Consider the following 21791-nt stretch of genomic DNA (forward strand, 5'->3'; position numbering starts at 1 on the left):
GGTTAGTCATCAAACATGGGTATTAAAATCATCGCCAGCAATAAGAAGGCCTTCCACGATTTCTTCATCGACGAGGTGTATGAGGCCGGTCTCGTCCTCACCGGGACGGAAGTCAAGTCGCTGCGCCAGACAAAGGTCAACCTGAAGGAGGCTTTCTGCCGGGTCAAGGACGGGGAGGTCTTCATCAACAACATGCATATCAGCCCTTACGAGCAGGGAGGGAGGGAGAATCCCGCCGATCCCACCCGGGTGCGCAAGCTGCTGCTGCATCGCGAAGAGATCGACAAACTGACCCGCAAGGTAGAGGAAAAGGGCCTTTCGCTGGTCCCGACCAAGATCTACTTCAAGAACAGCCGGGCCAAGATTGAGATCGGCGTGGGACGGGGCAAGAAACTTCACGACAAGCGCGAGAGCCTCAAAAGCAAGGAAGCCGACCGGGAAATGGCCAAGGCCCTCAAGAGCGCGAGGCGTGAGGAATAACTCCTCTTTAAACCTTGGATTTTTGGGCTCTGTGTGTCATAATGGGTCTTGCCGTGAGTGGATTCAGAATTATGGATTTACCTCTCACCCCTCACGGTTAACTCCTCACGAATTTAAGGGGGTGCCAAGGTTTCGACGGAGGTTGGAAGCGAAGGTGGCATGCCGGGGACGCCAGTTGGCCTCGTTAAAAAACTGGCACAAATACAAACGCCGACAACGACGTTTCGTACGCACTGGCTGCTTAATTGCAGCCTCGTCCTTTGCCTGATCGCCCGCGTAGGGTAAGGGACGTCAATTTAGTGGGCTAGTCCCGGCAAGAGTCCGTGCTGCCGGGGCGAAATCAAAGCGGAATCGCCTGACGGATATCCTGTCTGTGGGAGCTCCGCCAGGTTAAATCCAATATACAGACTACGCATGTAGAAGCCTTACGTGAAAGACGTTCGGACGCGGGTTCGATTCCCGCCACCTCCACCAGTCTTCGTTCAGCCATCCTCCTGGGATGGCTGAACTTCGCCTTGGCAAGCCTTTTTTGCCGAGGCGAACCTTTTAGGGGAAGACTGCCACGGCGTAGCTCAAAGAGCGAAGCCGGGCTACGCTTTCAGCTTCGCCCTGGCGAGCGGGGCTTTTTGCGAATGAAAGCCCACCCTGGCGAGCCGGGCTTCTCGAGTCTGCTGGCGCGCGGGCTTCTTGCGAAAGAAAGCCCTACTTGTGAGGGCATAGCCGCAGGCGACGCCCCACGCCCTGACAGCCGGGCTTAATCCGCTTGCTTCCCTTCCAGCAAGCCACTTATTTTCAATGAAATGAAGACTCCCTTCCACTACGTCTACATCCTGGTCAGCGAAACCGACAGTAGCCGGCATTACACCGGGCTGACACAGGATCTTGAAGCTCGCCTCCTGGCTCACAATGCAGGACAGGTTTCCCACACCACGAAGTTCCGCCCTTGGTGGATCGAAAACGCCTTTGCCTTCCGTTCCAGGGAAGAAGCCGCCGCCTTCGAGAGATACCTCAAGAGCCATTCCGGCAGAGCATTTGCCATAAAGCACTTCTGGGATCCTCTCCGACTCCGGGCGCGTGTTTGCAGATAAGCGGTTGTGGAGAACCCGGACGAACTGCTCCGGGGGATCGGCGAGAGCGGCTTCTAGTCGCTCCCCGTCACTCCCGGGCATGCCGCCACCCTCATGCGGCTGGCCGACCATCGCAAAGACCCCTTCGACCGGATCCTGCTGGCCCAGGCCATCACCGAGCGCTCTACTTTCTCACCGCCGAGACCTACTCCGACCTGCTGGTGAAGGTTTAGGCGCGATGCTGGCCTTCGTCCTCCACGAACACCACGCCTCTCACCTCCATCGGGGTTTTACCGACCTCGAACCACTGTTTATGAAAATTACCAAGACATATTTTTACAATTAAATTATTGTTGACTGACCGGTATGTCGGTGATATTTTCATAATAAAACTCTTGTTAATCGGTAGAAAATATGGAAACAGCACGACTTCTAGAAATCCTGGCCAGCTACAATCGCTTCTGGACGACCGGCCGTCTCGATGCCGGGATCAGGAGGGATTTGTTGCAGCGCTGCTTGTCGCAGGCGGACACCAAGGAAATCGTGGTCCTGAAAGGGGTGCGGCGCTGCGGCAAGTCGACCCTTCTCGGGCAGGTGATGGACGCGATTCTTGGGCGAGAGGTCAGACCGCAGCAGTTGTTGAGGGTCAACCTCGAGGAGCCTCTTTTTGCCGCCGAGGCGTCGGTGGAATTGCTGGAACAGATCTATCGCACCTGGAGGGAGCGGGTTTGCCCGGAAGGAAAGGGATATCTCTTCCTTGATGAGATCCAGAACATCCCCGGCTGGGAGGGATGGGTTCGCGGACGCAGCGACACCGAGGATGTGAAGATCTTCGTCACCGGCTCCTCGGCACAGATGCTCTCCCGGGAGATCGGCACCAAGCTGACCGGCCGGCAAATTTCTTTCGAGGTCTATCCGCTTTCCTTCAGCGAATTCCTGCGTTTCAAGGAAGTTGAGGTTCATTCGGAACTTGAATATATCTCAAGCAAGACCCTGATCCGACATCATTTTCTCGATTACCTGAAGTACGGCGGTTTTCCCGAGGTAGCGCTCAGGCAGGACGACGCCGACAGGGAACTGCTGCTGAAGAATTATTTCGAGGATATCCTCTACCGGGACATCGTGACCCGTCATGAGATCCGTGACGTGGCCAACCTGCGCAACCTGGCGGTCTTTCTCATGACCAACAACACCCGGCCGACCAGCGTCAACAAACTCAAGGGCAACTTTTCCATCTCCCAGGACAAGACCGAGAATTACCTCTCGGCGATCCTGGAAAGTTATCTGACATTCCAGCTGCAGAAGTTCAGCTGGTCCCTCAAGAGCGTCCAGCGGGCCGGGTTCAAGCCCTACGCCATCGACACGGGCCTGCGCAACCGAGTAGCTTTTTCCTTCTCCGCCGATACCGGGCGGCTGGTCGAGAACGTCGTCCACAACCACCTGCGGCGCTGCCACGAAGAAGTCTACTTTGCCGCCAATGGCGGCGAGACCGATTTCATCGTCAAGGAAGGGATGAGGATCGTCCGGCGCATTCAGGTCTGGTACGAGGATGCACAGCAGGCGGAGATTCCGGATCGCGAACTGGCCGCCTTCGGTAAGTTGCAAGGGGATGACGCGGAGTGCCTGTTGCTCACCAACGACCTGGAGATAGACATCGAGATCGGGGCGAAAAAAGTGAGATGTCTGCCGGTTGTTAAGTACCTGCTTTTGGGTTTAGGACGATGAAATGAGTCCTGGCTTTATCTAGTGAAAACTTCGAGTTATTAGGCACCAGTTTTTCCAACTTCTCCCATATTGTGCCCCGCGATTGAAAGGTACGAATTCAGCTGTAAATAATTCCGACAAGGCTCTGTAAAATAGACCATCGGAAAACTTGAAATGGTCCTCCTCCTCGTCTGAACCTGGGCATAACATCCTGACCAGGCTGTATTAAATCCAACGAAATCTAATAATTTGTTTATTGATGATGCCATAATTGTTTTAGAATCATTGTGAAACCTGCTCCAGGAGTAGCATGATATTTGCATAACTTAAATTGACGCTTTTTCCTCCTTTTTGAAAAGTGACTTGAGATGGAGAACGTTTCAGGGTCCGCCAGCATCAATGATGCCTTGCTTCCGGTCCTTCAGGAGATCTCCAACGCTATCGTTGTCGCCGACAACCTCAGCACCATCTCCCACCTCATGCTCGACCTGGCGATCCGGCACACCGGAGCGGAAAAGGGCTCCCTCATGCTCATTAACGGGCACCAGGAGCTCTATATCCACAGCGCCCAGGGGCTGGATTACCTGCTGGCCAGAAGTTACCGGGTCAAGCTGGGAGAAGGAATCGCCGGCATGGTGGCAAAAAGTGGAGAGCCGATGATGGTGGCGGACATCGAGGCGGACGAACGCTTTCGGGGGATCGGGAGGGACCGGTACGCCACGCGCTCCTTCATCTCCTGCCCCATCAAAGGCATGGAAAAGGTCTTGGGGGTTCTGAACATCAATGACAAGAGGGACGGCGCCCCCTTCACCGCCGATGACTTCGCTCTTGTCCGGATCATCGCCGGCCAGGCGGGGATCGCACTGAAAAAATCCCTCCTGGTCAAAAAGTTCAAGGACAAGACCGCCGATCTTGAAGAGGCCAACCGCAAGCTGATCGACGCCGATATCGGCAGGTCGGAGTTCCTGACCCGTATTTCCCACGAGCTGCGCACCCCGCTCAACGCCATCAAGGGCTCCGTCTATCATCTGCAGAACTCCGGCGAGCTTCAGCCTTTACTGCAGAAGGAATTCTTTGACATCATCGGCCGCGAGACCGGCAAACTGATCGCCATCGTCGAAAAACAGCTCGACTTCCTTCGCTTTGAGGACGAAGACCGCGTTCTGCGCAAAAGCATCATCTATTTGCGGGAAATTTTGACCGGCATTTGCCATTCCAGGACCCTGCGCAACGCATTAAGCAAAAAGAATATTCAGTTGGACCTCGATCTGGGGGAGGAGGCTTTCAATGTCGTTGGTGACAAGGTCATGGTCAATCAGCTTCTCATCAACCTCCTGGAAGGGTTGGCTCATTTTCTCGACCGCGGGAGCCGGATTGTTATTTCCGTACGGGAGACGGGCTCGATAGTGGCCCGCTTCCACGTTTCCTCACGTCTGCCCGAAGATTTTCTTAACCACCATTTCACGTTCAATGACCTGTTCCTGAACGAACAATCGGAAGGGGCGATAAAAATATTCCTGGCCCGGAAGGCCGCGGAGGCACACGGCTGGCAGTTGATCGGCGACAAGCAGCAGGATGATTTCTTCATCACGCTCACCATCCCAATGGTAAAACGCCACCGTGTGGAGGCTGCCATCAACGCCACTCTGGAGATGATCCTTGAGTTCACCTCGGAGCTTTTCGGGGCAAACACCTGCTCCCTGATGCTGGCCGACGAGCTCAGTGGAGATCTGGTGATCAATTGTGCTCGCGGCCTGGATGAGGAGATCATCAGAAGAACAAGGATTAGCGTTCCGAGCCGGATTGCCGGGTGGGTTGCCCAGGAAGGAAAGCCGCTGCTGGTGAAGGACATCGAGACGGATCCGCGCTTCCGCAAGAGGAACCTCGATGCCCAGTACAATACGAAATCTCTCCTCTCATTCCCCCTCAAGGCTGGTGAGCGTATTCTTGGAGTCCTGAACCTCAACAACAAGAAAAGCGGTGAGCCTTTCACGGATCGGGATCTGCGCGTCGGCACCCTCTTGCTCGAGCGGGTCACCGCTTTTGTTGAAAATCTTTACACCGACTCCTGGACCGACGAGGAGCTGGGAAGGCTGCTCCAGTCCCTTGACAGCCTCATCAATGCTGAAAGGAAGTACCCTAAGAAGGATTCCCGCCTGCCCTGGCTGATGGAGAGGCTATTGGAGCAGCTCGAGGTTGGCGAGGAGGAACTGGGGGTGGCGCTCTACATCTCCATGATTTACGACCTGGGGCTGATGCTGGTCGGCAGCGGGGTGCTGGAGAAGATGGCCCCTCTATCGCCCCTGGAAGAATCGAGCCTCAGGGCTCACCCTTACAGCACCCTGGGCCTTCTGGGAGATTTCGAGCCCTCCCAAACCGTCCGCAAGGTCATTCTGCATCATCACGAGCGCTATGACGGAACCGGCTATCCGGACGGTCTCAAGGGGGAGGAAATCCCTTTCCTCTCCCGCGTCATCGCCGTCGTCGACGCATACTGTGCCATGACAGAGGCGCGCCCCTACCGCTCGGTCCTCAGCGAGGAGGAGGCCTTGGGGGAGATTCGCAAGGGGGCCGGGAAGCAGTTCGATCCGCGGGTGGTGGAGGCGTTGGAAAAGGTCCTTTGAGACGGCGGGAGGACCGAAAAAAAAGAAGACCACAGGAAAGGCGGTGCAACTGGCACCGCCTTTCCTGTGGTCTTTCAGTCTTTGGAATAATTCGGATCAGACCTTTTGCAGTTTCCGGTATGCACCCAGGCCAATCAGGCCAGCGCCAAGAAGGATCATTGTCGAGGGTTCGGGGACTGGTGCAGGAGCACCGCCATTATTGGTAACAGTCGCTTGAATTGTCGTATTGGTTCCACAAAAAATATCAACACCACTTTCAAAATCAATCGTCAGTTCATTCCCATCCAGAAGGGTAAAGGTCCTTGGTATGTCAGTCCAGGTCAGGTACCCTCCCGATATAACGCCAAGAACTGTACCCCAAAGCCCATTGCCATTGCCTGTAGTATCCGCATCATCAGGTGTTATGAAGCCCAAGGTCGCTTCAACAGTAAAGTCTCCACCACCGGCTAATACAAACCCATCCAGATCAAGATTGAATTCAAAAAAATCAAAGGAGTAGCTCTCACCCTCTGCCAACGTGAAAGATTCACTTGCGAGTGATGGTGACAGAGTTGCGGTTAATGTCGCTGTTCCAGGCCATCCAGAGGACGTGGTGCCACTCAATGTTACGGCAGATCCTGCGAGGTCCGTTTCGAAATAGACAGGAGTAGCGCAGACAAAATTACTGATACTGAACAAAAGGACGGGAAGTAACAGCAGCACTTTCTTCATGTTTCCCTCCTGGGAAAGTTTTTTACTACTGCCTGTCTATTCTTTTTACGCACTATTTGTGCCAATTAGAAAAACACGCTAAAGTGAAGGGTTTTTTTCGATGGCTGATTTTTGTGTAAAGGATTTCGACAACTTTCTTCGGTCGGGGGCCTCCTGGTCGGGCAAGGAATCAATGGCAGCGGATGAGAACTAACCAATTGTGACAATGATTTCAGCTGGTGTCCACCGGAGGGCTTCGAGTGTAAGTATCATGACCCCGCCGAGAGACCCTAACATTCCTGATGATCTGCCTCGGGAATGATCAGGATTTCTGATCTGTCGGAAAAATTTACAAAGGCCGTAAAATAGAAGTCATGTCAAATAAAGTAACTTAAAAACAAATACTTATGCCTAGGCACGGATTCTGCAAATGAGATCAGGTAAAACGCTTCGGAGGTAAAAATCAGTCGAATCCTCGAACTTCGGAAAGGAGGGGCTCTAAACAGGTAGACCGCACCAATCAAACCCAGAAGAACAACCACCGAACATTGCAGAAAGGAGGCTAAACCAATGAGGAAGATATGTGGCGTATTGTTTGTGCTAGCAACATTTTTGTGGGCGACTCCCTCTGTTCAAGCCACGTCGCTGTTCGATTATCAAGGCTATCTTTCGGATACAAAAACCGTCGACGGGATCACGTCCACTGCTACCACAACCGGAGGCACACTGGCCTTCAATGACGGCTATGGGGTGGATGGGAACGGCTGGCCTGAAATAAATAATAATGAAACCCTTAATATCGAATTCAGTGAATGCGTCTTGGTGGAGGGGCTTCGCTTTACGCATTCAAACGGCACCAATAACGATTACGTTAAAATGTTGGTGGATGGAGTCGAGTTCGACTTTTCCTCAGACTTTGGTAGCAGTCACCCAGAGGAAATGTTCATATTGACACCATCCAGGGTAACCAATCCTGCAGACCAAGTGTTTGACCTAGACTTCACCGGGATTGGCGTTACCGGAACGAATTTCACCTTCCTGATACCAGCCGAATGGCAGGCCTCCGGAACCCTTGGAAGTGAGTACGTCCTTGGCTCCATGACTGTAGCGCTGTGCCCCGTTCCCGAGCCTTCAACCATGCTCCTTCTCGGTGCGGGCCTGGCCGGCCTTGCGGGAGTGACCTGGAGGCGGCGGAAGAACGGGTAAGGTTTGGATCAAAATGTAAAACCTTCCAACATACAAATGATTCTGAAGGCCTATCCGGAGGACGGTTCCTCCGGATTTTTTTTGTCTGTTCGGCTGCTGTAGGAACAGTGCAGATTCCCATCTTTCCAGTGAGGTGCTGAAGCAGTTGCGGCCTGTCGAGAAAATTTACAAATCCTAATAGTTGTGTTTTTTTTCTTAAGATAATGTAGTAAAAACAAATACTTGAAAATTTGGCTTTGCTTATGCACTAAGGTGGTTGTGCATGGAAAGAGAACTCAGAAAAGTCAAGACGGCATTATGGATCTTCGAAAGGAGGTGGTTCTGAGAGAGGAAAAAATGGGAAAAAGGGAGGCGTGATAGAGGGAGATATTCCGGGCAGCATACCATTCAAAGGGAGGACAAAAATGAAAAAAATCTTTTTTGCCGGATTGTTTTTCACACTTATTGGTTTGACTAGTCTTGCCGGAGCGAGCGGCTATCCTTTCGAGGATCTGATTGACACATGGAATGTACTTGGGGTAGACGTTGACGCAGTTCCGATTTTTCAGTTGGCCGGGCCCCTGGAATACACTCATGATATAAATGATTCCGTCAATTTCGGTGCTGGCCACGTGGTGACCGAGGCTTGGCTGGAACTCGACTTCACTAATGATATTAAAGACTTTGTCTATGGTTTTCCACTTTTTACCGAAAATATTACAGTCTATTGGGATGGAAATGAATGGGTTGTTGGAGAAGTGGATAACGGCCAATATACTCTTGGGCTCGACATCAGTTTCTTGAATACGGATGGTCTTCTGGATATCTCCATCGAGGTTTCGAACCCGTATCATATTGCTGAAGCTTGGCTCGATCATTCGCGCCTTTACGGTTGCGCCGTCCCCGAACCCAGTACCTTGCTCCTCCTCGGCGCGGGCCTGGCCGGCCTTGCGGGGGTGGCCTGGAAGCGTCGGAAGAACGGGTAAGTTTTAAAGCTTCGACGAAAAAAAGTGAAATATTCCGACTTCCAACGATTCTGAAGCCTTATCCGGAGACAAGTTCCTCCGGATTTTTTTTGCACCGAATTGAGAGGTTTGTGTTGGACAATATCGCTCGATAGTCTCTTGGTGTCGAATAATTTTACAGTTCTCTTTATAAGGGGGTATTAGCAAATTTTTTGATGTAATAACGGTCACTTAACAATTGGATCGCAATTTGCATAAAAATGAGACTAAGTGCAAAGGCAGATGGCTGATGTCGATCCGATTGGCTATCGCGCTGTCCTGAATAGAACATAACCATGTTGCCAAAGCAGGGGAAAGGAGATCACCATGAAGAGAATGTTTTTAATCTTATCCGGAGTGGCTTTAGTCTTTGGATTGACGGTCAATGCACATGCCTTGATGTTCGATTTCACCGGGTCTCTTGAGACGGGTACCAGCTCAATGGTTTTTTCTGAATCCGGGGTTGAGTTGACTGTGACGGCTGAAAGACAGACCGGAGATAGCATTCTGGTGACTAGGAATCTAACGGGCGGCTTGGGGGCATTAACCGATAGCGTTGACGATCCCCTTCTGGATTCCGTCGGTCCGAACGAAAGACTTATCTTCACTATAACCCAGTTGCCCGTCGGGATCGACGCCCTGATTCTGGAAAGTATCTATTTCAATGCATATAACGCCGGCAATGAAGACTTCGGTATCATTATTGATGGGGTCGACATGCTCGGGAATGAATTCAGTTCACCAACTGATCTTTGGAATGTGGCAAACGATTTGACCATGGAGCAGAGGACGATCAACAGTTTCTTTAGTATCCGGGCGACGGATGCAGGTGGTGAAGAAAACTTTCGCATCGGAAGTATGGAATTTACTCTGTACACCGAGCCAGCGCCGGTTCCCGAGCCTTCCACTCTGCTCCTTCTCGGCGCCGGTTTGACGGGACTTGCCGTCTTCCGGAAGTTTAAGAAGTCTGCCTGACATCTCCAAGCGGCCGGTGAACGGAAAAAGGGATGCGAGAGAGCTCGCATCCCTTTTTCTGTGATTGTCGGTTTTTTCAATCACCAGAAACGCCACTGCCCCGTCTGCAGCACATAGATCCCCAAGGCCAGGTTGGCCACCGCATGAGCCAGGATGCACTGGGAGATGCTTCTTGTGTAATAAAGGAGCAGGTTGAAGGCCGCTCCCGCCATCATGCCGGCGAGAAAGTAATTGTGCTCAAGCCCGAACAGGACGACCGTTGCCAGGAATGAGGCCCAGGAAAAAGTTCCGATCGGGACCCTCGAAAATTTCCCGTCGATGATGTAACGCAGCAGAAACGAACGCCAGAAAAGCTCTTCCATCACCGGCACGACCAGAACGGCTCCGGCGAGGCGCACCGCCGTCATTCCCGTTCGTGAAGTGTCGTCGAAAACATTCGGATTGAAACCTGACGGCGCCCCCTGCGTGCCGAAGCTCCAGTCCATGTTGACCCACAGCCAGAAAACCCCCAAACCCACAAGCAGGCTTGCGACTGTCTGGGTAGGCCTTCCTAGGTCGCCAAGGCGCATCTCCCGGTAGTGCTTGCGAAAGAAGATCAGGACTGCCCCCACCGCAACCGCTTTCACCGGATAGATCCAGTAGATGGCGTGGGTTCCCACCTGGAGGATATCCTTGCCCTGCAGGAAGCGGGCGAACTCCTCCAGGCCGATGAAAAGCATGAACAGGGCAAAAGGGAAGACGCGGGAAAAGGTTTCTTTTTTCAACAGGGGCCTCCTGGTCGGGCATGGGATCGAATGCCAGCGGATGGGATTGAGCCAATAATGACATGATATTCACTGATTTCCACCGGACGGATGAAACATCCCGACAAATGATTTCCCCTCCCCTGGTGGGAGGGGATTAAGGGGAGGGGGCAGGCCAATCACCCTCTCCCCCCTCTCTCATCGAGGGAGGAGTGAGATGGTCGGAAGTCCTGCTTCAGGGATGATTCCAACCTGTCGGGAAAATTTACAAGGGCCTGCAGAGGGATGGTGTTATTGAATAAAACACATTAAAAACAGATAGTTATCTCCGGGGCACAGGTTATGCATTAGGATTTGTCAAAACGCTTTCGAGCAGGTTAACCATTGGACTTCGAAAGGAGGTGGAATGAGTAAATATAGAAGAAAGAGGGCGGGAGCACTCTAAATGGCAACAAGCCGAGAACGAGAATTTCATTTCCGAAAGGAGGACAGTGTATGAAAAAAGCAATCTTATCAGTTGCTTTGCTGGCGGCAGGATTGTTTCTGTACAGCATGCCGGCTCAAGCCGTTCAGTTGTTGAGCGAGGATTTTACAGGGGTAACGATCGCCGACAGTCTGAGCGTCAACCTTGTCACCGCAACCACCACTGACGACAACCTGAATACGTGGATCGATTTCCCTAATTCAGATCGATGGGCCATAAATACCACGAATCCGTATGGAACGGGTGATATTGCCCAGCATTTGGTTCAGGATCCGGACCAAACCAATATTATGTTCTACGCCTTCGAGAACCCTTGCACCGATGGGGGAACGCTAACCCTGGATTTCGACTATATCCTAACTTCCGCCAGGGGGACCGTCACAATCCTGGGCATGAATTACGGTACGCATGACCTTCAGCCTTTTCTCCCGATTGTGGACGGCGTAGACGGGGTCTTCCTCCTTAATGAAACGCTGAGTACCACGACTAATTCCCTCACCTCTGCCCATTTCGAAACGTTCGTTGCCGGCTTGGGCGATTACGATGTCCTTGCCTTTGGAATCACCATGGGAGGAGGAGGCGGATATCGCTTCATCGATAACATTGAGCTGAACTGCGCCCCCGTCCCCGAACCCAGCACGCTGCTCCTCCTCGGCGCAGGCCTGGCCGGCCTTGCGGGGGTGACCTGGAGACGGCGTAGGAATGGGTAAGGTCCCGACTTGCATTTCAGATCCTCGGGGCAAAATGTAAAATATCCCGACGGAAACTTTCCTTGAAGATCGATACTGAATGCTTATCCGGAGAGCCGTTTCTCCGGATTTTTCTTTGTCTGATTATGACTGTAAAAAATTCCGACAGAAACTGAATTCCTCTCTCCACGGGAGGCTTGATCCCGGGCAAGCGATGTTTCATCCGCGGGTATGTTGCTTTTTTATTGATTTATAGTATCCATTTACATGCAGGGTGTTTTTGGGAAAGAAAAACTAAAAAAGTACGAATTATCCGGGTTTTATGCCGGTCATTGTCTCCAATTTTGAAATATTTTACGGAGTCCCGATTAATATCAGATACTTAGCCTTAGACGGTGATCATTAAGCTCTCTTTTTGTTGTGGCATGGTCCATTTTCCAGCTTGCCTTTCCCGTTTATTCATCATGGGAAAAGCGAACCAGGGATAATTGGAAATATACAGGCAGGGTCGTTTTATTTTAAAATTCGGTACGTTCGAGGACTTGGGGGCATTGTGAGTTCTTTTGATTTTACCGTTGACCGGCAATTACGGGTTGTCGGCATAAACAGGGGGTTGGAAATAGCCAGGACCGATTCTTCGGAGTCGTTTCTGGGACATCTCTATCACGAAGTACTGCCCCTGATTTTTTACGACGGCGCCGAGGCGGTCGGCCAAGTTGTTCTCAACGGCCAAGCTCTCACCTTGAAGGACCACCGCATCGCCTGTTGGCACCAACATTCCTATGCCGATATCGACATCAGCCCTCTTCTCGACGGCGCCGGCAAGACCACCGGTGCCTGTGTGAACATCACGCTGCGTGAAGGTTGCAGCCTGGTTGCCCACCTTAAAAAATCCCAGCACCTGATCGAAATCGGCAAGAACGCCGCCATTCTTTCACACGGTGTAAGGAATCCGCTTAATGCCATCAAGGGAGCGGTGGTTTATTTAAAGAACCGCTACAGCCAGGAAGCTACCCTGCTCGAGTTCACCCGGATCATGGAGGAAGAGATCTCCCAACTCGACCGCTTCATCACCGGTTTTCTCAGCGGCTCGGCCGGCGAAGCGGAGAAACGGAGCACCGACCTCAATGAACTGCTGAAGAAGATCGAAAAACTCATCTCCCTGCAAGCCAGGACCTCCGGCATCGAACTCGCCTTCCGTTATGGAAAAACCCTCCCCTTGAAGATCGATTCCTTTCAGATCGAGCACGCGATCCTCAACGTGATCAATAACGCCCTCAATGCCCTCTCCCCCGGCGGCAGGATCATGGTTGAGAGTCGCGCCGAGGTGACGGAGGGAGCTTCTTTCATGGCGGTGGAGATCTCCGACAACGGCCCCGGGATTTCTGGAGGGACCGATGAGAACTACCTGTCCCCGCTGCAGGAGTCGGCGCGTAGCCGTGGAAAGGGGTTCGGGTTGTTCATTACTCGTGAGATCCTTCAGCATCACGGAGGGAAGCTGGAATTAACGAGCCGGAAAAATCAAGGTACCACGGTCAGGCTGGTGCTGCCGGCAGCAGAGGGGAATCACATATTATGAGCGAACCTGGCGGCGGGAAGGTACTGCTGGTCGATGATGAGCCCAACGCGCTGCGAGTTCTGTCCGCCATCCTGAGTCAGGAGGGCTATGAGACCTGTCAGGCTAAAAGCGTCGCGGAGGCGATGAAAAGGCTCTCCAGCGACCTGGATGCCGCCATCACAGACATGCGGATGCCGGACAGGGACGGGATGCAGTTTTTCGAGTACGTGAACCAGCATTTCCCCGATCTGCCGGTCATTTTCCTGACCGCCTACGGCACGGTCGACTCGGCGGTCCAGGCCATGACCCGGGGGGCATTCTACTATGTCATCAAGCCCCCAGACTATGCCGCTCTCAAGGGGATCCTGGCCCGGGCGGTGACGCAGCGGCGTCTGAAGCGGGAGGTGGAGCAGCTGAAAAGCCGCCTTGCGGCCCAAGACAGAATATCCCCGATCAACGGCAAGACCCCGGCCATGCAGAGGGTTCTCAAGCAGGTCGTCGCGATCCGCGATTCCGAGTGCAGCGTCCTCGTCTGCGGCGATACCGGAACCGGCAAGGAGCTGATCGCTCGGGCCCTGCATTTTCAAAGTTCCCGGAAAAGCCAGCCCTTCGTCGCGGTAAACTGCGCCGCCATTCCCGGACAGCTGATCGAGTCGGAGTTGTTCGGCTACGAGAAGGGGGCCTTTACCGGCGCACTGAGGAACCGAATCGGCCGGGTGGAGGAAGCCTCCGGCGGCACCCTCTTTCTCGACGAGATCGGCGAACTGGAACTATCGGTACAGGCCAAGCTCCTCCGGGTTCTGCAGGAGAAGGAGATCGTGCGGCTTGGCAGCAATCGGAAGGTCAAGGTCGACTTCCGCCTCATCTCCTCCACCAATCGGGACCTCGCTTTCGAGGTGCAGTCGGGCAACTTCCGGGAGGATCTCTTCTACCGGCTCAACGTGGTGAAGATCGATCTTCCCCCCCTGCGCGAGCGCCGGGACGACATTCCCTTCCTGGTCTCTGAGTTTCTAAGCGAGTTCTGTGCCCGGGAAAACAAAACGCTCACCATTTCCGGGGAGGTTCTGCAGGTCATTCAAGATCACTCCTGGCCGGGGAACATACGCCAGCTTCGCAATATCGTCGAACGGGCGGTTGTTCTTGCTCAGGGGCCGGAGATCACGATACAGGAGCTGCCACAGGAGTTCTCTCTCACGTCCCCGAGGAGACCCTCTTCCGAGCAGGTCAGAACTCTGAAGGAAATGGAGGTCCAGGCCGTTCGGCAAGCCCTGGAACAGTGCGGCGGCAACAAGTCGAATGCTGCCAAGATGCTCGGCTTCTCCCGCAAATCCTTATATAAAAGGCTTCGGGAATTCGGAATATCGTAAAGCCGTCACCTTACTCCCCAGTCCCCAGCCCCCAGCCCCTCGTCCCTCGTCCCTCGTCCCATGCACTTTGACACACCTGTCTCCATTGGAAACACATAATTGACTGGACTTGTTTCTCCTGGAAACGATCCCCGTGCCCCATGGGACGAATAATCTTCTTTCCTCTGACGGATCGAGGGGTTACAGCATTGGCATGCCGTTTGCCTATATTGAGAGCGAGTTAACATTCAGCACCTGCAAAGGGGGATAGGAATGGTGTCGGAGCGAAGCAAGATTCCGATAAAAAAGATCCTGATTGTCGATGAGGAGCGGTTCTGTCGAGTCTGCACAGCTCTTCTGGGTTTGGTGGGAATCGAACCGGCCCGGATCGTCTGCCGTACACGCTTCGACTCCGACCATAGCCTCGAAGGCTACGAGCTCGTCATTACGAGTTTTCCCTATGATTCGTGCCTGCTCGAACGATTGCAGGTGCAGGATATACCGGCAATGGTCTTTTCCGACTGTCTCAGCGGGGAACTTCTCGACAACCTCAAGAAGTCAGCCAACATAGGGTGCATGATCAAGCCCATCGATTTTGAGAGGTTCAAAGAACTGCTGGGCAAACTCCTGCAATCCGTCAACAGCTTAGGAGGGTGCCAAATTGTCTAAAATCAAATCGTTTAAAAAAGTCTTCTGCCTGGCTCTGTTGCTGCTCCTCGTGTCCGGCTGCCGCAGCCAAACCAAGGAGGAACTTCTGCGGGAGGGGATGAACCTCATCAAAGAGGGAAACCTGAAAGGTTCGGTGGTTTTGCTCAAGAACGCCCTCGAGAAGGATCCCAACTACATCGAGGCCAGATACGAGCTGGCCAAGGTCTATCTGCGCAGCGGCATTTACGAAAGGGCGGAGAGGGAATTCCTGAAGGTCCAGATGCAGGGAGCGACTCTTCCCGATCTCCCGCTGGAGATGGCCGAGCTCTACCTGCAGACCCAAAAGCCGGACCAGGCCATTGCCCAGGTGTTGGAATTCCTGGAAAGCCGTTCCGAAACGGCCGTGGCCGCCGACCTGCTCGGTCAGGCTCATCTCCAGAGGCAGGAAATCAAATCGGCCGAGCAATGCTTCCGGCGTGCGATGCAGCTTGATCCGAACGACGCTTCGCCACGGCTTCACCTCGCCGGCCTGCTGATCCATCAGGATGTGGCTGCGGCTCGGAACCTGTTGGAGGAACTCCTGCAGCAGGACGACAGGAACAAGGGTGCTCACTACCTGCTCGCGCAGCTCGAAACTTCGGTGGGTGACTACGGCCGTGCCCTGCAACTCTATCAACGGCTGTGTGAGATCGACCCTGAGGACCCTCAGGCTGTCTATATGACCGGCCTGTTCAAGCTCCAGCGCGGAGAACTGGACGAGGGGGAAAAGATTGCCGACGACATGCTCAAGCGCTGGCCCAAGCTCTTTCACGGCCCCCTGCTCAAAGGCATGGCACGCTTTCAGCGAGGCGACTTGAACGGGGCGGTCGCCGATCTGCAGACCTCGCTTCAGACCGGTCAAAGCCTGCTTGCCTACTACTTTCTAGGCCTCAGCTACTACCAACTGGACAAACTGGAGCTGGCTCTGAGCCAATTTCAGAAGATGATCGACCTGCGGCCCGACGCCATCAAGGCTCGGATGATGGTGGCCACCACCCTTCTCAGGCAGCAGCGGGAAGACGACGCCATCACCGAGGTGAAGAGGGTTCTGCAGCTTGACCCTGAAAACGGGGCCGCCTACAGCCTTCTCGGCAGCGCCTTGATGACCCAAGGGAAGGTGGTTGAGGCGATGAGCGCCTTCGAGCGGGCTACCGAACTCGATCCGGCCCTGATCGACGCCCACATCAAGAAAGGCCTGTTCCATGCTTCCCGAGGTGATCTTCCGGAAGCGGAGGAGGAGATCGCCGCCGCACTGGACGCGGCGCCCGAGATCCTCGATACCAGGATGCTTCTCGCCACCAATTACCTGCGGCAGAAAAACTTCACCGCCGCCGAAAAGACTCTCAAGGAAGGACTGGATGGCAAGAGTTCCGACGCCATCCTCTATAACTATCTCGCCGCTTCCTCCTTCGCCCGAAAAGATCCGGAGGCGGCCGTCGATTACCTGCAGAAAGCAAAGAAGGCAAATCCGGATTTCTTCGCCGCCTATTACAATCTGGCCTCCTACTACGCCGCACAGAGAAAATACGACAGCGCGCTGGAAGAGTATGGCGCTGTTCTCGAGAAGAACCCCGGCGACCTGAAAGCTCTCATCCAGTCGGGACTTCTCTATGAGTTGAGCGGCAAGGAGGAGCAGGCCCTGACTGCCTTCCTGAAGGCAAGGGAAATCGGGAAGGCAGAGGGGGCCATGGCTCTTGCCCAATACCATCTCGGCAAGAAGAGGAACGAGTTGGCTTTACAGGTCCTGGATGAAGCGCGGAAGTCGTATCCGGCCGAGCTCGGAATCCTGGAGTACCGTGGGAAGGTCCTGTTGAATCTGAACAGATACGAAGAGGCGGAGAGGATCTTCGGTGAGCTTGAAAAAGTGGCGCCGGGCAGGTGGGTGCCGTTTATGGTGGAAACCTACCTGCGCAGCGGCAACCTGAGCCGGGCGGAATCGCTGGCCCGGGAGATGACGGAAAGAGAGCCCGCCTCGCCCCAGGGGTTCCTCCTTCTGGCCCAGACCCATGAGCGGCAGAAGGACCTGGACAAAGCCCTGGAGGTTCTGCGGAAGGGGCTTTCCGGCAACCCGGGGGATCCTCAGATTCCGCTGCGGATCGGGGGCATCCATGAGAGAAAAGGGGAACTCGAGCGGGCCCGGAAGGTCTATGAAGATATCCTCGAGAAATTCCCCCGCTATCATCCCTCTCTCTTCGCCCTTGGCGCCATCGATGATCGTCTGGGAAACCGGCAGCTGGCGGAACGGCGGTACAGGGAGGTGCTGAAGGTCGCGGCCAATTTCACGCCGGCTCTCAACAACCTCGCTTATGTTCTGGCCGAAAACGGCAGCAGTGAGGAGGCCCTGGAGCTGGCAATGCGTGCCTATCGAAACGAGCCTGGAAATCCCGGGATTGCCGATACTCTGGGCTTTGTCCTGCTGAAGAACGGCCGGGCCGAGGAGGCATGCCAGCTGCTGGAGAAGGCGGCGGCCGGACTTCCGGATAACCCCACGGTCTGCTACCACCTGGCCCTCTCCTATCAGGAAGTCGGCAAAAGGGGAGAGGCGGTCGAGTGGCTGAAGAAGGCCCTGACCCTGGGGGATTTCCCGGAGATGAAGCAGGCTCAAGCCCTGCTCAAGAAAACGCATCTCCTGGTCGAGGGGAGTTGAAACATCTGGAAGGGCCGCCCCCGCTTTGGGAGCACCCCGTCGCCGCAGATTCCGCTGTTTTAACCGAGACGGCTGCCATGCGGCCCTACTGATCGAAGGGAAGTTCTGAGGAGGACCATGAGCAAGACATTAATCATCCTGCTGGTCGGGGACTTTCTGTTGGCGCTCCTTACCAACTCCTGCTTTCTGCTGCCAGGCATCCAATCCGGCGGCGGGGAAATTTCGACAGCCGGTGTCCTGAGCCTTTCCGCCTTTGCCTCGGTCCCGGTTCTCACCACCTACTTTTCCGGTCTCTACAGCGACGATAAGGGCTTTCAGGTCAAGGAAATCCTGTTGCGGATCGCTGCCTCACTATCAGCTGCGTACATCCTGCTTCTCCTCATCTTCCACCTTTTCCTCTCGGCAACGATTACGCCGGAGTCGCTGCTTCTTGTCCTGGCCGCTTTCGGAGTCTTCCAGTTCATCTGGCACAACCGCTTTTTCCTGCTCCTCCGAATCCCGGGAGTGGCGCGAAAGGTCCTGGTAATCGGGGTGGGGCCCCAGGCCCTCAATATTGAAAAGATGCTCTGGGAGACCAACCACAATTTCGTTCTGGCCGGCTTCATCCAACTGGCCGGGGAGGCGTCGGTCATTCCCGCCGCTCATATCCTCGGCCAGGGGGAGGATCTGGTGGAGACCGCCATCCGGGAGCGGATCCACAAGATCGTCGTCTCCCTCTCCGAGCGGCGCGGGGTCCTGCCGGTGCGCGACGTCCTCAAATGCAAGCTGAACGGTATCGCCGTCGTCGACGGCCTCTCCTTCTACGAGCAGGTGACCGGCAAGCTGATGATCGAGAACATTAACCCGAGTTGGTTCATTTTCTCCGACGGTTTCCGCATGAGCCCTTTCATGCACTTCTACAAGCGGGGCTTCGACCTCTTATTCGCCCTCTTCGGAATTCTCATCTTTCTGCCGCTCCTTCCCCTCCTGGCATTGCTGATCAGGCTCGACTCGCCCGGGCCCGTTCTCTTCCGTCAGACCAGGGTCGGGGAGAAGGACCGGCATTTCACCCTGTATAAGTTCCGTACCATGCGCGAGGATGCCGAAAGGCTGACCGGCGCAGTCTGGGCGCAGAAGGATGATCCCCGGGTCACCAGCGTGGGGCGAATCATCCGCAAGACCCGTCTCGATGAGCTTCCCCAGCTCTTCAACGTCCTAAAGGGTGATATGAGCTTCGTCGGCCCCCGGCCGGAACGACCGGAGTTCGTCGATGCGCTCATGGAGAAAATCCCCTACTACTCAAGCCGTCACTGCGTCAAGCCCGGCATCACCGGCTGGGCCCAGGTCCGCTACCCCTACGGAGCTTCGGAAGAGGACGCCCTGGAGAAGCTGCGGTACGACCTTTACTACATCAAAAATTATTCCCTGTGGCTGGAGTTTCTGATCATCCTCGAAACGGTCAAGGTGGTCCTTTTCGCCAAGGGAGGGAGGTAAGGCCATGCGGTTTCTATCGGTTCTTGTTTTTGTTCTGTTCCTCAGCGTTACCGCCGCGGCCGGCGACTATCTGATCGGTGACGGCGATATTTTACATGTTTCGGTCTGGGGGGTGCCGGAGCTGAGCGGCGCGGTGACCGTCCGCCCGGACGGGAAGATCACTCTGCCCGCGGCGGGGGATGTTCAGGCCACCGGCCTGGCGCCTTCAAAACTTGGCGAAAAGCTCACCGATGTGCTTGGAGACTTCGTCAAGAAGCCGATTGTCACGGTGACAGTCAATGGCATCACCAACAACCGGGTCTACGTCTCCGGCGGCGGAGTTCCCGCCGGCGTGCACAGCCTCCCCGGGCGCACCACGCTGTTCAAGTTTCTCTGCAGCTTGGGATCGCTGGAAGATGCCGATCTGCACCACGCCTATCTCCTGAGGGACATGAAGAAGCTGGAGGTCGATTTCTACACCCTTTTCCTCGAGGGGGACTTTGCTCAAGACGTCGAACTTCGATCCGAAGACATTCTCTTCATTCCGGAGGACCGGTTCAACAACGTCTATATTTTGGGGGCGGTCAAGGAGCCGAAGTTCCTCCTGTTCCGGGAAGGGATGCGAATCCTCGACGCCATCCTTGAGGCTGGTGGGTTCACTGAATACGCCAAGGAGAACGCGGTGACAATCCTCCGCAAGGACGGAAGTCGTGTGCGGGTCAAGGTTGGCGACCTGATGAAGGGGAAGGATGTCGCCTTTAACCTGCACCTGAAGCCGGGAGACTACGTGACAGTCGAGGAAGGGCTTTTCTGAGGATGACAGCGCCAGATCGACTTATAGCCGATAGTTCATGGCTCAAAGGTTTTTGAATCTGTCAAGAGCCGGGAGTCGGGGGCTGAAAGGGGAAAATCGATGGACCAGGGCTTCAATGAACTTTTCAAATATCTGCAGATCGTCTACACGCGGAGGTACCTCTGTCTGCTCATAGCGTTGACGGTCATGACCGGTATCATCGCCTACAGTTATTCCCTGCCGAGGAAATACGAGGCGGACAGCACCGTCTTCATCGAAGAGAACGTCATCAAGAATCTGGTCAAGGGAATTGCGGTCACCCCCGAGATGGAGGACCGGGTCCGCGTACTCAAGTACGCGCTGGTGAGCCGGGACATCATCTCCAAGGTTCTCGCAGAGCTGGAGATCGACAGTACGACCCACAACGATTCCGAACTACAGGCTCTCATCACCAGCCTGCAGGAACGGATTCAGATCAGCGTCAAGGAAAGAAATGGCCTCTTTACAGTCTCCATCGTCGACGATAACCCCCGTTTTGCCCAGGGATTTATCAATCGGCTGATCAACCGCTACCTGGAGGAGAATCTCTCCGCCAAGCGGGAGGAGTCATATGGTGCGAGCCGGTTTCTCCACGAACAGCTGGCCCTCCAAAAGGAAAAGCTCGACAAGGCGGAGGATACCATTATCGAGTTCCGCAAGAGCCAGGGGATCTTCCTGTCAAGGGATGAGAAATCCCTGCTCGAGGACATCAATCAGTATCAGAAGGAAATCGTGATGCTTCGGTTGAGCAGCGATACGCTGAAAGCCAGACGGCAGCAGCTGTCCGGTCAGCTCAAGAGTCTGGACCCGACGGTGGCGATCTTCAGCGAGAAGCAGGTCGAAGACCGGATCGCTACACTGGAGAGGCGGCTTGGGCAGCTCCTTCTGGCCTATACCGAAAACTATCCCGAGGTGATCAGGGTAAAAGCCGAGATCGACGCGTTGCGCCAGGGGGGCGAAAAAGGCGAGGAAGGGTTGACGGAAAGTCGGCTGACGGCAGTCAATCCGCTCCACCAGGAAATCCAGCAGCAGAGACTGACTGTCGAGGCTGAGATCAGCTCCTTGGTAGCCAGGCAACGGTTGCTGAAGGAACTGATCATCGCCAGGGAAGGCGAATTGAAACACATTCCCGAGAACCGCAAGCAGTTGGCAGTCCTTGAGCAGGAGCGGGACTCCCATCGAAAACTATATGAAGATCTGCTTGCCCGCCTGGGGCAGTCGGAGGTCTCCAAGCAGATGGAGATCGGCGGCAAGACCACCAACTTCCGGGTCGTCGATCCGGCGGTTTTCCCCACTGTACCTGTTTCCCCCGACATGGTTCGAATGATCCTCCTGGCAATCGCGGGTGGTCTCGCCGCAGGAGTGGGGGCGGCTATTTTTAGGGATTTCCTCGACGGGTCGGTCAAGAACGTCTCGCAGTTGCAGGAGTTGGGCGTCGAGGTCCTGGCGGTGATCCCCCGCGTCATCATCCCACAGGCCGAAGCCAGACGTCGACGAAAGGACATCCTCGTCTTCAGCGCAGCCTCCGTCTACCTGGTCGGAGTCGTCTGTTTGCTCGCCTTCGAGGCAGCCAAGAGGATTGCGTAATTAGGGACGCGGAACGTGGGATGAGGAACGAGGTTTA

The 21791-nt window shown here is 54.7% G+C and carries 17 protein-coding genes and 1 other RNA gene; 16 read left to right on the top strand and 2 right to left on the bottom strand.

What is annotated here, in order from left to right; genetic code table 11:
* Window positions 1-15 precede the first annotated feature (15 nt).
* The 5 genes from smpB to DTF_RS22915 all read left to right on the top strand — a co-directional run bounded on the left by smpB (window position 16) and on the right by DTF_RS22915 (window position 5875).
* A complete protein-coding gene (smpB, locus tag DTF_RS0109640) occupies window positions 16-480 on the top strand; it encodes an SsrA-binding protein SmpB (protein WP_027715155.1) in 465 nt (154 codons plus the stop codon).
* Between the two features lie 117 nt (window positions 481-597).
* Window positions 598-954, top strand: a transfer-messenger RNA (tmRNA) gene (ssrA, locus tag DTF_RS26080).
* A 326-nt stretch (window positions 955-1280) separates the two neighbouring features.
* Entirely contained in the window at window positions 1281-1568 is a 288-nt protein-coding gene (locus DTF_RS27770) for a GIY-YIG nuclease family protein (RefSeq protein ID WP_081702894.1), read from the top strand.
* Window positions 1569-1961: 393 nt separating this feature from the next.
* Window positions 1962-3272: an ATP-binding protein gene (locus DTF_RS0109655; protein ID WP_027715157.1), complete on the top strand. Its 1311-nt coding sequence runs from the start codon at window positions 1962-1964 to the stop codon at window positions 3270-3272.
* A gap of 347 nt (window positions 3273-3619) precedes the next feature.
* Entirely contained in the window at window positions 3620-5875 is a 2256-nt protein-coding gene (locus DTF_RS22915) for an HD family phosphohydrolase (RefSeq protein ID WP_035056446.1), read from the top strand.
* 96 nt (window positions 5876-5971) lie between these two features.
* On the opposite strand, the gene DTF_RS0109665 is transcribed toward DTF_RS22915, so the two are convergent.
* Entirely contained in the window at window positions 5972-6586 is a 615-nt protein-coding gene (locus DTF_RS0109665; RefSeq protein ID WP_027715158.1) for a PEP-CTERM sorting domain-containing protein, read from the bottom strand.
* A gap of 549 nt (window positions 6587-7135) precedes the next feature.
* On the opposite strand from DTF_RS0109665, the gene DTF_RS0109670 reads away from it, so the two are divergent.
* The 3 genes from DTF_RS0109670 (at window position 7136) to DTF_RS0109680 (ending at window position 9729) form a co-directional block, all read left to right on the top strand.
* On the top strand, window positions 7136-7771 hold the full coding sequence (locus tag DTF_RS0109670) for a PEP-CTERM sorting domain-containing protein (protein WP_027715159.1): 636 nt from the start codon (window positions 7136-7138) through the stop codon (window positions 7769-7771).
* Window positions 7772-8175: 404 nt separating this feature from the next.
* The gene (locus DTF_RS27185; protein WP_027715160.1) at window positions 8176-8736 is read left to right on the top strand and encodes a PEP-CTERM sorting domain-containing protein; all 561 of its coding nucleotides are present in this window, start codon (window positions 8176-8178) and stop codon (window positions 8734-8736) included.
* A 345-nt stretch (window positions 8737-9081) separates the two neighbouring features.
* A complete protein-coding gene (locus tag DTF_RS0109680) occupies window positions 9082-9729 on the top strand; it encodes a PEP-CTERM sorting domain-containing protein (protein ID WP_027715161.1) in 648 nt (215 codons plus the stop codon).
* An 80-nt stretch (window positions 9730-9809) separates the two neighbouring features.
* Here the strand turns inward: DTF_RS0109680 and DTF_RS0109685 are convergent, their stop codons facing one another.
* On the bottom strand, window positions 9810-10493 hold the full coding sequence (locus DTF_RS0109685) for a CAAX prenyl protease-related protein (protein WP_304412859.1): 684 nt from the start codon (window positions 10491-10493) through the stop codon (window positions 9810-9812).
* Window positions 10494-10967: 474 nt separating this feature from the next.
* Here DTF_RS0109685 and DTF_RS27190 point away from each other — a divergent pair, with 474 nt between their 5' ends.
* From DTF_RS27190 to DTF_RS22920, 8 genes are all read left to right on the top strand, one after another.
* Entirely contained in the window at window positions 10968-11666 is a 699-nt protein-coding gene (locus DTF_RS27190) for a PEP-CTERM sorting domain-containing protein (RefSeq protein ID WP_027715163.1), read from the top strand.
* 532 nt (window positions 11667-12198) lie between these two features.
* Complete coding sequence (locus tag DTF_RS0109695; RefSeq protein ID WP_155890773.1) at window positions 12199-13224, top strand: nitrogen regulation protein NR(II); 1026 nt, start codon at window positions 12199-12201, stop codon at window positions 13222-13224.
* Window positions 13221-14570: a sigma-54 dependent transcriptional regulator gene (locus DTF_RS0109700; RefSeq protein ID WP_027715165.1), complete on the top strand. Its 1350-nt coding sequence runs from the start codon at window positions 13221-13223 to the stop codon at window positions 14568-14570. The genes DTF_RS0109695 and DTF_RS0109700 overlap by 4 nt, the downstream gene beginning before the upstream one ends.
* Window positions 14571-14822: 252 nt before the next feature.
* On the top strand, window positions 14823-15218 hold the full coding sequence (locus DTF_RS0109705) for a hypothetical protein (protein WP_027715166.1): 396 nt from the start codon (window positions 14823-14825) through the stop codon (window positions 15216-15218).
* On the top strand, window positions 15211-17883 hold the full coding sequence (prsT, locus tag DTF_RS0109710; RefSeq protein WP_027715167.1) for an XrtA/PEP-CTERM system TPR-repeat protein PrsT: 2673 nt from the start codon (window positions 15211-15213) through the stop codon (window positions 17881-17883). The genes DTF_RS0109705 and prsT overlap by 8 nt, the downstream gene beginning before the upstream one ends.
* 117 nt (window positions 17884-18000) lie before the next feature.
* Window positions 18001-19356, top strand: a complete 1356-nt coding sequence (locus tag DTF_RS0109715; RefSeq protein WP_027715168.1) for a TIGR03013 family XrtA/PEP-CTERM system glycosyltransferase — start codon at window positions 18001-18003, stop codon at window positions 19354-19356.
* A 4-nt stretch (window positions 19357-19360) separates the two neighbouring features.
* Entirely contained in the window at window positions 19361-20149 is a 789-nt protein-coding gene (locus DTF_RS0109720; RefSeq protein ID WP_027715169.1) for a polysaccharide biosynthesis/export family protein, read from the top strand.
* 99 nt (window positions 20150-20248) lie between these two features.
* Window positions 20249-21754, top strand: coding sequence for an XrtA system polysaccharide chain length determinant (locus tag DTF_RS22920; RefSeq protein WP_051361200.1), 1506 nt, complete (start codon window positions 20249-20251; stop codon window positions 21752-21754).
* Window positions 21755-21791: the final 37 nt, after the last annotated feature.

This window comes from Desulfuromonas sp. TF, from assembly GCF_000472285.1.
Lineage (GTDB): Bacteria > Desulfobacterota > Desulfuromonadia > Desulfuromonadales > ATBO01 > ATBO01.

Bases quoted from the DNA above. Each gene is read 5' to 3' on its own strand.
- smpB (WP_027715155.1), top strand. From the start codon at position 16: ATGGGTATTAAAATCATCGCCAGCAATAAGAAGGCCTTCCACGATTTC.
- DTF_RS27770 (WP_081702894.1), top strand. From the start codon at position 1,281: ATGAAGACTCCCTTCCACTACGTCTACATCCTGGTCAGCGAAACCGAC.
- DTF_RS0109655 (WP_027715157.1), top strand. From the start codon at position 1,962: ATGGAAACAGCACGACTTCTAGAAATCCTGGCCAGCTACAATCGCTTC.
- DTF_RS22915 (WP_035056446.1), top strand. From the start codon at position 3,620: ATGGAGAACGTTTCAGGGTCCGCCAGCATCAATGATGCCTTGCTTCCG.
- DTF_RS0109665 (WP_027715158.1), bottom strand. From the start codon at position 6,586: ATGAAGAAAGTGCTGCTGTTACTTCCCGTCCTTTTGTTCAGTATCAGT.
- DTF_RS0109670 (WP_027715159.1), top strand. From the start codon at position 7,136: ATGAGGAAGATATGTGGCGTATTGTTTGTGCTAGCAACATTTTTGTGG.
- DTF_RS27185 (WP_027715160.1), top strand. From the start codon at position 8,176: ATGAAAAAAATCTTTTTTGCCGGATTGTTTTTCACACTTATTGGTTTG.
- DTF_RS0109680 (WP_027715161.1), top strand. From the start codon at position 9,082: ATGAAGAGAATGTTTTTAATCTTATCCGGAGTGGCTTTAGTCTTTGGA.
- DTF_RS27190 (WP_027715163.1), top strand. From the start codon at position 10,968: ATGAAAAAAGCAATCTTATCAGTTGCTTTGCTGGCGGCAGGATTGTTT.
- DTF_RS0109700 (WP_027715165.1), top strand. From the start codon at position 13,221: ATGAGCGAACCTGGCGGCGGGAAGGTACTGCTGGTCGATGATGAGCCC.
- DTF_RS0109705 (WP_027715166.1), top strand. From the start codon at position 14,823: ATGGTGTCGGAGCGAAGCAAGATTCCGATAAAAAAGATCCTGATTGTC.
- DTF_RS0109715 (WP_027715168.1), top strand. From the start codon at position 18,001: ATGAGCAAGACATTAATCATCCTGCTGGTCGGGGACTTTCTGTTGGCG.
- DTF_RS0109720 (WP_027715169.1), top strand. From the start codon at position 19,361: ATGCGGTTTCTATCGGTTCTTGTTTTTGTTCTGTTCCTCAGCGTTACC.
- DTF_RS22920 (WP_051361200.1), top strand. From the start codon at position 20,249: ATGGACCAGGGCTTCAATGAACTTTTCAAATATCTGCAGATCGTCTAC.